This is a genomic window from Leptothrix toolikensis (SeqCode), assembly GCF_057922285.1.
In genome coordinates this window covers 1-12482 of record NZ_JBYSVC010000071.1, presented here as the reverse complement: position 1 = coordinate 12482, position 12482 = coordinate 1, and the positions used below count along the sequence as shown (strand labels likewise).

The following is a 12482-nucleotide window of genomic DNA, read 5'->3' as shown; positions in this document are numbered from 1 at the left end:
CGAGGCGAAACACACTCAGATCGCGGCGGTTGGCCTTGCGGATACCGGCTTGGGTGATACCGATTTCCACGCCCGGCACGGGGTGAAGGTCAGCGGGATTCGGAGCAGCAAGATGAACAGGCATGGCGAAGCAATCAAGTCGGGCAAAGGGGACTCATTGTAGGGACGGGATGGGCGAACGCGGAGCCATCGCCAACACCATGTGGTCCGCCCAAACGCCCGATGGATCTTGGCAGGCGCGCCGCAAAACGCCCTCATGCTCAAAACCCAAGTGTTCGGCAAAGCGAATGGCGCGGGTGTTGCGCGCATCGCACCAAACCTCAAAACGACGTATCCCACAGGCTTGGGCCTGATCCATCACCGCTTGCACCGCCTCACGCATCAGCCCTCGGCCTTGCATGGCGACATCGCCGACATAGCCGAGCTGACAACGGGGCACCGTCGTATCAAAACTATGCAGGTCGATCATGCCGACAAAGTGGCTGGGCCGTTCAAAGACCACATAGCTCAAGACCGAGGCATCGCGCTCCATGGCATGGCGGGTGGTCCGGCAGAAGTGGCGCGCCCGTGCCGGCGTCCAGCGCTCCTGCGCCCAGTCGATGAAGGCCCAGTGGGCTTTGGAGCGCAGCACGGCCTCACGCAGCAACACGGCATGATCCAAGCGGATTTTTTCGAGGCGTAGCCGACCCGTTTCAAACGCTTCCGGGCTCTGGCGCAACAACAATCGGTTCATGCCACCAAGCATGCGCAAAAGACGCATAAAAAAACGGGGACTGTGGGTCCCCGTCGTCATGGTGCTGTGCGATGTTGCGCAGCTTGGTGCAGATCAGTGCTGATCAGCTCAGCTTGCCGTGGCACTGCTTGTATTTTTTGCCGCTGCCGCAGGGGCATGGGTCATTGCGACCCACCCGAGGCACGTCATCAGCCGCCGCGATCCCGGCAGCAGCCACAGCCGCTGCCTCTTGCGAGACGCTGCCGTCGTCATTCGGGTGCGTGTAGGTGATGTTGCTCAAGTGGCTCGCCTGCTCTTCGATGGCTTGGGCGGCCAAAGCCACTTCGTCGCGCGTTTGGATGCGCACGGTCATCAACACGCGGGTGACATCCATGCGGACCGAATCAAGCAGTTGACTGAACAGATCGAAGGCTTCGCGCTTGTATTCCTGCTTGGGATTCTTTTGCGCATAGCCGCGCAGATGAATGCCTTGGCGCAAGTAGTCGAGCGCAGCCAGATGTTCACGCCAGTGGGTATCGAGCGACTGGAGCAAGATCATGCGCTCAAAGCCCACAAACTGATCGCGCCCGGCCAGTACCAACTTGGCCTCAAAAGCCTCATCGGCGGCCAACACCACGGCGTTCAGGATGTCTTGGTCGGCAAGCGTCTCGCTTTGCTGGGCCAGCTCGCGCAGCGCCACGCTAACGTGCCACTCGTCGCGTAAATTGACTTCCAGCCCGGCCAGATCCCATTGTTCTTCGACGCTATCGAGCGGCACAAAAGTGCGCACCACATCGGCCATCGCGCCGTGGCGCAAATGCATGATTTGGGCGTCCAGATCCGGCGCGGCCAGCAACTCGTTGCGCTGGGCGTAGATCACCTTGCGCTGATCGTTGGAAACGTCGTCGTATTCGAGCAGCTGCTTGCGCATATCAAAGTTGCGCGCCTCGACCTTGCGCTGCGCCCCTTCGATGGAGCGGCTGACGATGCCGGCTTCGATGGCTTCGCCCTCGGGCATCTTCAGGCGGTCCATGATCGCCTTGACCCGTTCGCCGGCAAAGATGCGCATCAAGGCATCGTCAAGCGAGAGATAAAAGCGCGAACTGCCCGGGTCACCTTGGCGACCGGCACGACCGCGCAATTGGTTGTCGATGCGACGGCTTTCATGGCGCTCGGTGGCGATGATGCGCAAGCCACCCAGCGACTTGACCTGATCGTGCAGGCCTTGCCACTCGCTGTGCAAGGTCGCGATACGGCCGGCTTTGTCGGCTTCAGGCACCGACAGATCGGCTTCTAAGATCTGGATCTGCTTCTCGACATTGCCACCCAGCACGATGTCGGTCCCGCGACCGGCCATGTTGGTCGCGATGGTGATCATCTTGGGCCGCCCGGCCTGCGCGACGATCTCGGCTTCACGCGCGTGCTGCTTGGCGTTCAAAACTTGGTGCGGCAGCTTGGCTTGATCAAGCAAATGACTGATCAGCTCAGAGTTCTCGATCGAGGTCGTGCCCACCAGCACCGGCTGGCCGCGCCCATAGCATTCAGCGATGTCGTTCTTGATCGCCTCGTACTTTTCGCGGGCGGTCTTGTAGACCAGATCCAACTCATCACGCCGCGACAGGATGCGGTTCGGCGGGATGACGATGGTTTCGAGGCCGTAGATTTCTTGGAATTCGTAGGCTTCGGTGTCGGCCGTGCCGGTCATGCCCGAGAGCTTGCCGTACATGCGGAAATAGTTCTGGAAGGTGATCGAGGCCAGGGTTTGGTTCTCGGCTTGGATCTCCACGCCTTCCTTGGCCTCAACGGCTTGATGCAAGCCGTCCGACCAGCGCCGGCCTTGCATCAAGCGGCCAGTGAACTCATCGACGATCGTCACTTCGAGCTCACCACTTTCACCCGGCTGCACCACGTAGTGCTGGTCGCGGTGATAGAGGTGGCGCGCGCGCAAGGCGGCGTAGAGGTGATGCATCAAGGTGATGTTGGCCGCGTCGTAGAGCGAAGCGCCATCGGCCAGCAAACCGGCCTCAGAAAGCAACTGCTCGGCACGCTCATGGCCCGCCTCGGTCAGCACCACTTGATGCGATTTTTCGTCCGAGGTGAAGTCACCCGGCTCAATGACGCCTTCGCCGGTGCGCGGGTCTTCCTCGCCGATCTGTTTCTTGAGCTTGGGCACCACCGCGTTGATGCTCAGGTACAGATCGGTTTGATCCTCGGCTTGGCCAGAGATGATCAGCGGTGTGCGGGCTTCGTCGATCAGGATCGAATCGACCTCGTCGATGATGGCGTAGTTGAGGGCGCGCTGAACCCGGTCAGCGGCCTCGTAGACCATGTTGTCACGCAGGTAATCGAAACCGTATTCGTTGTTGGTGCCGTAGGTGATGTCAGCAGCGTAAGCGGCCTGCTTTTCTTCGCGGCTCATCTGCGGCAGGTTGATACCGACCGAGAGCCCAAGGAAGTTGTAAAGGCGCGCCATCCACTCGGCATCACGCCGGGCCAGATAGTCATTCACCGTCACCACGTGAACGCCCTTGCCGGCCAAAGCGTTCAGGAACACCGGCAGCGTGGCCACCAACGTCTTGCCTTCGCCGGTGCGCATTTCAGCGATCTTGGCGTTGTGCAACGCCAAGCCGCCCAACATTTGGACGTCAAAGTGGCGCATTTTGAGCACGCGCTTGCTGCCTTCACGGACCAAGGCGAAGGCTTCGGGCAAGAGCTCATCGAGCGACTGACCTTGCGCCGAAGCGCGTTGGCGCAACTCGGCGGTCTGCTCGCGCAACTGATCGTCGCTGAGGGGCTCGTAGCGCGGCTCTAGCGCGTTGATCTCGGCGACGACTTGCCGATATTGCTTGAGCAACCGTTCGTTGCGGCTGCCAAAGATTTTCGTGAGGAGCTTGGGCAACATGGAGCGCTGGCATCAGAACCCTCGGTGGTCGCATTCCACCAAGAATCACATTGAGAAGTGGAGCAAAAAGCCGATCCGGGAAAAGCGAAGGCGCCGGGCCGATTTGGCCACGACGCCCATCCGGATGACCCAAAAACAGCGGGCGAGTGTACACCGCCCTCTGTGGTCAACGTGTTTTGCGTTGCTTGCCTGATTTGGCCGCAGCGGTGGGCCGCTCCGACGTCGAATCGGCTTTTTCCCCGCGCGCCAAGAAGCGGGCCGGGTCTTGCGGCACGCCGTCATAGAGCACTTCGAAGTGCAGGTGCGGCCCCGTAGAACGCCCGGTGTTGCCCACCATCGCGATCTGCTGGCCGCGCTTGATCAGCTGCCCCGGATTCACCAGCAACTGGGACGTGTGGGCATAACGCGTGATGAGCCGGTTGCCATGGTCGATTTCCACCATCTGACCATAGCTGGGCACCGTCAAGGCGGTAATCACCACCCCACCCGCCGCCGCACGAATCGGCGTACCGATGTGCGCAGGGAAATCCAAGCCGGTGTGCAAGGCCGAACGCCCGGTCAGCGGATCCACCCGGAAACCAAAGCCGGAGCCAATCGGGCCGATCACCGGGGCGCTACTCGGCAGCACCAAGGCTTCAAGCTTCTTTTCCAGCAAGCGCGACTCGGCCAGCGTAAAGACATCCGAGCGGTGATCCGCCACCTCATCCATCCGGTCCATCAGTTGATTGAGAAAATCAAACGCAGGCGAATCAGCCGGGATATAGGGGCCGCCCTGGGCACTGCTTGATCCGAGCATCGACGTCGTAGCACTCGCTGGCCGGGCCGGTGCAGAGGCGGGTGGCGACATCGGCTCGGCCGCAGAAGCACTGGCCGAAGCGGCCACAGCACTTTCAATGGCTTTCAAATCTTCCGGTTTCAGCCCCGCCAAGCCAGCCACCCGTGAACCCACTGCATCGAGCTTGACCATCTTGGCTTGCATCTCGCCCACTTTGTGCGCCATGGCATCCAGGTTTTCGCGCAGGAAACGGTCGCGGGCAGCGAACTCATCCTTGGCAATCAGGCGCACCAAGTCCCCGATCACGGGCCAGTTTTCCCGCACCGCTTTCATAAAAATCAGGTGATAGATCGCACCAGCAAGCGCCAGCATGAGCAAAAAAATCACCAAACCCATCAGGATCATTTGCCAAGCCGGCAGGTGAAAACTGCGCGTCCGGGCTGATCGACCATGGGTGAGCAAAATATCCACGAAGCTACACTCCTTGCGTGAAACCAGAACGTCCCCGGCCAGCGGTTCCCGACAGCGTGCCCATGCATCAAGCCCTGGCGCGTTGCGAGCCCTTGCAACGTTTACAGCAGCGCTTGGCCGAATCAGCGGCCCGTATGGACGCTGTGCGTCCTCTCTTGCCTGCCGGACTGCGAAGCGCCATCGTGGCCGGGCCGGTGGACGATGAGGGCTGGACACTGCTGGCGGCCAACACCGCCGTGGCCGCCAAGCTGCGACAGCTCTTGCCGCGTCTGGAACAGTGCCTCGAAAGCCAAGGCTGGCCACAGAACGCCAAGATCAAAATACGGGTTCGATCTTCTCACGCGGGTTAACCCCGATCAGCCGGGATTCGCCGCCCAGTACCCGGTTTGCGGGGGCCGTTCACGGCAATACATCACTGAAGCCTTGGTTAAGTTTGTTCAACCCAACCAAGGGCGTAACCAGTTCAAACCGTCCGAGGTACCGGCCCGAGGTCGGTATTCACAGCCGATGTAGCCGGTGTAGCCGAGGGCATCGAGCCGCTCAAACAAGGGCTCAAAACGCACTTCACCCGCATCCGGCTCGTGACGATCCGGTACGCCTGCAATCTGGATGTGCGTCACACCGTGGTGGTAAAGCTCTAAGCGACGCATCAAGTCGCCTTCAACGATCTGGCAGTGGTACAGATCCATCTGCACCCCCAGTGTTGAACGATCATTTCCGCCCACCACTTCATTCACGATGGCATGCGCTTGGGCCTGATGGGTCAAGAAGTAGCCGGGCATGTCACGCGGGTTGATCGGCTCGATGGTCAAAGCCACGCCCTTAGCCGCCGCCAAACCGACCGCACGGCGCAGATTGGCCACATAGGTTTGACGCATCTCGGCCAGCAAGTTCGCGTCCGCATCCACCGGCACCAAACCGGCCATGACATGCAAGCGCGGGCACGCCAGCGCTTGGGCGTAGCGCAGGGCTTCATCCAAGGCTGCGGCGAACTCGGCCTCCCGGCCGGGTAGCGCCGCCAAACCGCGCTCACCCGCCGCCCAGTCGCCTGGGCGCACGTTGAAGAGCACCAACTGCAACGCATGCTCACGCAAACGAGCCGCGATCTCAGCGGGCGCATGGTCATAGGGGAAGAGGAACTCCACCGCCTTGAAGCCATCGCGCGCCGCCGCCTTGAAGCGATCCAGAAAGGGATGCTCCCCGTACATCATCGTCAGATTGGCAGCGAACTTGGGCATGACCCCGTCTCCTTCTTCGATCAGGCCTTGCCCTGATTGGCCACAGCGGCCGCAGCCTTGGCGGCCGCTTCAGCGTCACCCAAGTAGTAGCTGCGGATCGGCTTGAGGTTTTCATCCAACTCGTACACCAACGGGATGCCGTTGGGGATGTTCACCCCAACGATCTCGTTATCGCCGATGTTGTCGAGGTACTTCACCAAAGCGCGGATCGAGTTGCCGTGGGCGGCCATCACGATGCGCTTGCCCGCCTTGATGGCCGGGGCCAAATCGTCGTTCCAGAACGGCATCACCCGCGCCACGGTGTCCTTGAGGCACTCGGTGAGTGGAATCTGCTCCGCATCGAGCTTGGCGTAACGCCCATCTTGGCGCTGACCACGCGGATCGTTGGCGTCCAAAGCCGGCGGCGGCGTGTCATAGCTGCGACGCCAAGCCAGCACTTGCGCATCGCCAAACTCCTTGGCCATGTCGGCTTTGTTCAGGCCTTGCAGCGCGCCATAGTGGCGCTCGTTCAAGCGCCAGTCATGCACCACCGGCAGCCAAGTGCGATCCATTTGGTCCAGCGTGTGCCAAAGGGTCCAGACCGCGCGCTTCAACACCGAGGTGTAGGCGACATCAAATTCGTAGCCAGCGGCCTTGAGCAAACGGCCGGCTTGCTTGGCCTGTTCGACCCCGGTGGGGGTCAAGTCCACATCGGTCCAACCCGTGAAACGATTTTCAAGATTCCAAGTGGATTCGCCGTGGCGAATGAGAACAAGCTTGTACATGCAGCGATCCATGGTTGACTAAACTCGCAAATTTTATAATCCCCTCCTTCGCAACCCTCTTGGACACGGTGAACCCACCGTCGCTGACGTGAACTTCCTCATTGACAACTGGATCTGGATCGTGACTGCCCTCGTCACCGGCGGCATGCTGTTATGGCCCACCCTCTCCCAAGGCGGTAGCGATGCCATCACGGCCCAAGAGGCCGTGACCCTGATCAACCGCGAAAAAGCCGTCGTCATTGACGTCTGTGAGCCGGCTGAATTTGCGGCCGGCCATGTGATGGGTGCTCGCAACATCCCCGTCGGCAACTTCGAGGCCAACGCCAAGGGCTTGCCGACCAACAAGACGCTGCCCTTGGTGCTGGTTTGCGCCTCAGGCATGCGGGCCTCGCGCGCCGCCAAGGTCGCCCGCACGCTCGGTTTCGAGCGGGTGCTGGTGCTGAACGGCGGCATGGGCTCTTGGCGTACTGCAAATTTGCCTGTGGATAAAACGACCTGACGCCGGAAGTGCAGCCACCATGAAGCCCGTCAAGATGTACACCACCGGGATCTGCCCGTTCTGCACCCGCGCCAAGGCACTGTTGCACCGACGGGGAGTGACCCACATCGAGGAGGTCCGGATTGATCTGGACCACGCCCAACGCGAGCAAATGGTGGCCCTGACCCACCGGCGCACCGTGCCACAGATTTTCATCGGCAACACCCACGTGGGGGGCTGCGATGATCTGATGGCTCTCGACATGGCGGGCAAGTTGATACCCCTCTTGCAGCAAGACTGAACCAGATGTCCTCGGTGCAAACTTCCGCCTCCTCCCACGCATCCTCATCGCCCAAGGCGATGGCGGCCCTGACCCTGGGTGCCCTCGGCGTCGTTTACGGCGACATCGGCACCAGCCCGCTTTACGCCCTGAAGGAAGTTTTTCATACCGGCCATGTCGCCGTCACGCCCGACAACATCTTGGGCGTGCTCTCCCTGATCTTCTGGACGATGACCATCATCGTCTCGCTGAAATACGTGCTGTTGATCCTGCGCGCCGACAACCACGGCGAAGGCGGGTTGATTGCCATGCTGGCTTTGGCCACCCACGCCGTCGCCGACCGCCCCCTGACCCATCGCGTGTTGATGGGGGTGGGCATGTTTGGCACGGCCATCTTCTATGGCGACGGCGTCATCACGCCGGCCATTTCGGTGCTCTCGGCCGTGGAAGGCTTGGAAGTCGCCGCCCCCCAACTCCACAGCTTCGTCATCCCGATCACCTTGGTGGTGCTCACGGGCTTATTCGCGGTGCAACGCTTTGGCACCGGCGGTATCGGCAAAGCCTTTGGGCCGATCACTTTGGTGTGGTTTTTTGTGCTGATCGCCTTGGGCTTGCCCCATGTGATCCATAACCCCTCGGTGCTGCGGGCCCTCAATCCGATGTACGCCTTGGGCTTCTTCAGCGAACACCAAGGCTTGGCCTTTATTGCCTTGGGCGCGGTGGTGCTGTGCGTCACGGGGGGCGAGGCGCTTTATGCCGATCTGGGTCACTTCGGCAAACGCCCGATCCGCCTAGCCTGGTACGGCCTGGTGATGCCGGCCTTGGTGGTGAACTACTTTGGTCAAGGGGCGATGTTGCTTGACACCCCGGACGCGATCGAAAACCCCTTCTATCGCATGGCTCCGTCTTGGGGGTTGATCCCGCTGGTGGTGCTGTCCACAGCGGCCACGGTGATTGCCTCGCAAGCCCTGATCACTGCGGCTTTTTCGGTCACCAAACAAGCCATTCAGCTCGGTTTGCTGCCACGCATGCGGGTGCTGCACACCTCCGTGCGTGACACCGGCCAGATCTACATGCCCTTCGTCAACTGGGGCCTGTTCGTTTTCATCGTGCTGGCCGTGGCGCTGTTCAAGTCTTCGTCCAACTTGGCCTCGGCCTACGGGATTGCGGTGACGTTGGACATGACCATCACCACCGTGATGACCTTCTACGTCATCCGTTTCGGCTGGAAGTACCACTGGACACTTTGCGTAGCGGCTACGGGGTTTTTCCTGTTCATCGACGTGGCCTTCTTCGCCTCCAACATGCTCAAACTCTTCGCGGGGGGCTGGTTCCCGCTGGTGATCGGTATTGGCATGTTTGCGCTGATGACCACGTGGCGTGAGGGCCGACGCATCATGAGCGAGCACCTGCGCACGGAGGCCATTGATCTGCGCAGCTTCTTGGATGCCGTGTTTGTGAGCCCCCCGTACCGCGTCAGCGGCACAGCGGTCTTTCTCTCGGCCGAGCAAGGCTTGACCCCGAACGCCTTGATGCACAACCTCAAGCACAACAAGGTGCTGCATGAGCACAACTTGTTCGTCACCGTGCGGCACCACGACATCCCATGGATCGGCTTCGAGGCCCGCATCGCCATGGAGCCGCTGGGGCACGATTGCTGGCAAGTCACGCTCAACTACGGCTTCAAGAACGATCCGGATGTGCCTGAAGCCCTGAAACTCCTGCGGGGCCGGGGGGTGCCGCTCGACGAGATGGACACCAGCTACTTCCTGTCGCGTGACATCGTGATCCCCACCGTGGGCGACGGCATGGCCATGTGGCGCGAAAAACTCTTCGCCGGCATGCACCACAACGCCGCTGGCGCGGCCGACTTCCTCTACCTGCCGACCAACCGCGTGGTCGAGTTGGGCTCGAAAGTGGAGATTTGATCCGCTAGCACCACACCCGCCGTGCATAGCGTCACACGGAACGTGCTTGATCGTGGCGAGTAAGGAAACGCTCAGCGTACCTCGCTCGCCACACCCCTATAAAGGGCTCACGACACCCCCAACCCACCTCGGAGAGCCCCATGCGAAGCCCTATTTACCTGCTTTGTTTCGTTGCTCTGGTGGCGTTTTTTGCCACGGGGGCGGGCCATGCCGCCGTCAAGCATGGCCTTGATCAAGTCAGCATGTACAGCCAACACCCCGTGCGGCAACGCCATCATCAGGCCACCGAGAACCTGCGGGTGCATCACGCTGACCTGCGCGTCTAAAGCGCACAGCACACCCTGAGCCTGTCGAAGGGCTGCATGGTGTTTGTCAATGCCCGCCCGTCCAAGCCCTCACCCCCAGCCTCTCCCGCCGTGCGGGCGAGGGGAGCTATCTGTAGTGCCTGAGCCGAATCTCTTGACGCACCCGGTCAAGCAAACGCACAGGCTTAAATCGCCACCTATCACGCTGAAACCATCCCAAAAAGTTCGCCCCCGTGGGGCTTTTCAGAGGTCTTTCAATCACTTACGATGCCACCTCAGGGAGCATCACCAGCGCGATAGACCGCATCCGGCGGGTCGGCGGGTGATGTCTAAATGTAGTTAGGCTTGGCGGATTCAAAAGTGAAGTGCAACACCCTGGGTATGACACAAAGTGAAGTCATCAATTATTTGATTCCCTATCGCCTTCAAGCGCTCGAAACGCTTCAGTTTGCGTGGGTATGGAGCGGCGAATCATCATCGCCTCGTCATGTTACTGTGCTGGAAGGAGATAAAGTCAAGTTAAATTGCAATGTGGCAGCTCTGGCAAATCCAATGATTGAAGCCGGTCTTATCCACGCAAGAGCCCTATTAGAGTTTATGGGCTTGACCGCAGAAAAAAGAAGATTGGTAGCAGTAAAAAACCGCAGAGCAGATGATTTTGGTATTGAGAAGATCTTGACCCAAGAAGGCAAGCCACTACTAAAGATTTCTCCAGAAATTGTTTTTAAGGCATACAATGGGCTATCCATTAATGCGGAGTCATCGCTTGTGGCGATCTTTGAGTGGTCTAACAAAGGGCATGCACACGTTACATCTGGGTTAGATAAGCTGCCCTACACGGAGCTCCATTTGGAAAATGCATGCAAGGGAATCCCAATTCTATTGCACGAGAATTTATACGCAAAACTCGGACTCCCCTTCCCAAATTATCCATCGGCATTCCCTCAAGATTGATCAAAATCACAATGGCCGCAAATATTCGCTCATCAGGTTACTTAAAGCAAGCATGCATAACATAAAGTCAAATTATTTCGCCAAGCCTAACAAGCTATTCAAACCTGATTGGCTTCGCCAACCGGTTTAATCGCAACGTTAGGTGTCAAAATTCAAGGGGTTCCCCACATGAGAGACCGAGAATACCTCTTCTCCAAAGTCAGTTGGCATGTCGTGGAGCGACACCAGCTGCAAGAGATGCACAAGGCTATTGCAGAACTGGATGGAACCCGACTACTCAATACATCCGTTGAGGACCTTGTTCTCTACTTTGAGAACAAGTTTCAAATTGAGATTCCGAACCTATTGACAGAAGAGATTGTGGTAGACCAGCGCGAGACGAAGATAGACGTAAGTCGTGATCAAAACCGAATGATCTACGATCGTAGCAGGCCGTTTCATATCGCCGGTACAGAGATTGAAGTTGAAATTCCGTTCACAGGCGAAGCCGAAGCGTTCAAAGTTCAACCCACCACATATACGATGAGTCCGCCTCGGGCTGAGGTACGCGGAAACCTACTCGTATTTACTATCGCCGGTACCAATCTTGAAGCAGGGCGAGTGCGCAACGACATCGACCGCACGGTCAACGAAATTCAAAGCCACCTTGCGACGTTGCGCGGCAATGCTCAAGGACTACGCGCCAAGCTGCCAACTCAAGCGAGAATGGCAATCGAATCGCGTCGCCAAAAACTACTCGGTGATCGCAATCTTGTCGGCGGGCTAGGTTTCAAGATGAAGCCGAGATCTGGAACGAATCAGACATTCGCAGCGCCAGAAGTAAGAAAGAAACTTGCGCCATCGCTTCCAGCAGCGAGTACGCTGCCTTACAAGCCAGAGCCCGTTCTATCGAATACCGACTATGAGCACATTCTCGGTGTCCTTCAGAACATGGTTCAGGTGATGGAGCGCAGCCCATCAGCGTTCGAGACGATGGACGAGGAGTCGATTCGATCTCACTTTTTGGTTCAATTGAACGGTCACTACGAAGGGCAAGCCACGGGTGAAACCTTCAACTATGAAGGTAAGACGGATATTCTTGTACGGTCAGAAGGCAAGAACCTTTTTATCGGGGAGTGCAAGTTCTGGTCCGGGCCGAAGATGCTCACCGAAACAATCGATCAGGTCTTAGGCTACACCTCTTGGCGTGATACCAAAGTAGCCGTTATTGTCTTCAACCGGAAAAATGATTTCTCTCGTGTATTGGGCGCCATCGTTGAGACGGCGAAAGCACATAGTAATTTCAAGCGCGAACTTGGCGGATCAAATGAAACAACATTCCGCTATTGTTTCTCACACAAAGACGACAAGAATCGGGAGCTATTCCTGACAATTCTCGCGTTTGATGTTCCTCAATCTAATGCGCGTTGACGCCTAACCATCGGTTCAACACGGATCGCCTGCGGCGACCGCGTTAATATTTTCACTAGGCCAATTTCATTTGTGTTACGTTGCCATTATTATTCCATGTAATAAGCACGCTTGTATATCACAGCGAATCGGCAATTTTTAATCTCAAAATTCAACAAAAAGGATTTATCGTGTTGTGGCTAAAAAAGATATTTGGAAATAAGTCGGAAAATTCACAAGCACCCGCACCCGCACCCGCACCCGCACCCGCACCCGCACCCGCACC

General features: G+C 58.4%; 12 protein-coding genes and 1 pseudogene. 7 read left to right on the top strand and 6 right to left on the bottom strand.

Annotated elements, in window-relative coordinates; all coding sequences use genetic code 11:
* The 4 genes and pseudogenes from argJ to AC3VI7_RS10155 all read right to left on the bottom strand — a co-directional run.
* Nucleotides 1–124 (bottom strand): annotated as a pseudogene (gene argJ / locus AC3VI7_RS10170) (bifunctional glutamate N-acetyltransferase/amino-acid acetyltransferase ArgJ); the annotation flags it as partial.
* Nucleotides 125–154: 30 nt separating this feature from the next.
* Entirely contained in the window at nt 155–733 is a 579-nt protein-coding gene (locus AC3VI7_RS10165; protein WP_489667803.1) for a GNAT family N-acetyltransferase, read from the bottom strand.
* A 103-nt stretch (nt 734–836) separates the two neighbouring features.
* Nucleotides 837–3614 (bottom strand): preprotein translocase subunit SecA, encoded by a 2778-nt coding sequence (gene secA, locus AC3VI7_RS10160; protein ID WP_489667802.1) that lies wholly within the window; start codon nt 3612–3614, stop codon nt 837–839.
* A 166-nt stretch (nt 3615–3780) separates the two neighbouring features.
* Nucleotides 3781–4860: a M23 family metallopeptidase gene (locus tag AC3VI7_RS10155; protein WP_489667801.1), complete on the bottom strand. Its 1080-nt coding sequence runs from the start codon at nt 4858–4860 to the stop codon at nt 3781–3783.
* A 62-nt stretch (nt 4861–4922) separates the two neighbouring features.
* On the opposite strand from AC3VI7_RS10155, the gene AC3VI7_RS10150 reads away from it, so the two are divergent.
* Nucleotides 4923–5210, top strand: coding sequence for a hypothetical protein (locus AC3VI7_RS10150; protein ID WP_489667800.1), 288 nt, complete (start codon nt 4923–4925; stop codon nt 5208–5210).
* An 87-nt stretch (nt 5211–5297) separates the two neighbouring features.
* On the opposite strand, the gene otnI is transcribed toward AC3VI7_RS10150, so the two are convergent.
* Both otnI and gpmA read right to left on the bottom strand, forming a co-directional pair.
* On the bottom strand, nt 5298–6098 hold the full coding sequence (otnI, locus tag AC3VI7_RS10145; protein WP_489667799.1) for a 2-oxo-tetronate isomerase: 801 nt from the start codon (nt 6096–6098) through the stop codon (nt 5298–5300).
* A 20-nt stretch (nt 6099–6118) separates the two neighbouring features.
* Nucleotides 6119–6862 (bottom strand): 2,3-diphosphoglycerate-dependent phosphoglycerate mutase, encoded by a 744-nt coding sequence (gene gpmA, locus AC3VI7_RS10140; protein ID WP_489667798.1) that lies wholly within the window; start codon nt 6860–6862, stop codon nt 6119–6121.
* 88 nt (nt 6863–6950) lie between these two features.
* Between gpmA and AC3VI7_RS10135 the strand changes: the two genes are divergently transcribed.
* The 6 genes from AC3VI7_RS10135 to AC3VI7_RS10110 all read left to right on the top strand — a co-directional run bounded on the left by AC3VI7_RS10135 (nt 6951) and on the right by AC3VI7_RS10110 (nt 12217).
* Complete coding sequence (locus tag AC3VI7_RS10135) at nt 6951–7361, top strand: rhodanese-like domain-containing protein (RefSeq protein WP_489667797.1); 411 nt, start codon at nt 6951–6953, stop codon at nt 7359–7361.
* A gap of 19 nt (nt 7362–7380) precedes the next feature.
* On the top strand, nt 7381–7641 hold the full coding sequence (gene grxC, locus AC3VI7_RS10130) for a glutaredoxin 3 (RefSeq protein WP_489667796.1): 261 nt from the start codon (nt 7381–7383) through the stop codon (nt 7639–7641).
* 5 nt (nt 7642–7646) lie between these two features.
* The gene (locus AC3VI7_RS10125) at nt 7647–9548 is read left to right on the top strand and encodes a potassium transporter Kup (protein WP_489667795.1); all 1902 of its coding nucleotides are present in this window, start codon (nt 7647–7649) and stop codon (nt 9546–9548) included.
* 140 nt (nt 9549–9688) lie between these two features.
* A complete protein-coding gene (locus AC3VI7_RS10120; protein ID WP_489667794.1) occupies nt 9689–9874 on the top strand; it encodes a hypothetical protein in 186 nt (61 codons plus the stop codon).
* Nucleotides 9875–10234: 360 nt separating this feature from the next.
* Nucleotides 10235–10807, top strand: a complete 573-nt coding sequence (locus AC3VI7_RS10115) for a hypothetical protein (RefSeq protein WP_489667793.1) — start codon at nt 10235–10237, stop codon at nt 10805–10807.
* A 168-nt stretch (nt 10808–10975) separates the two neighbouring features.
* Nucleotides 10976–12217, top strand: coding sequence for a hypothetical protein (locus tag AC3VI7_RS10110; RefSeq protein ID WP_489667792.1), 1242 nt, complete (start codon nt 10976–10978; stop codon nt 12215–12217).
* Nucleotides 12218–12482 lie beyond the last annotated feature (265 nt).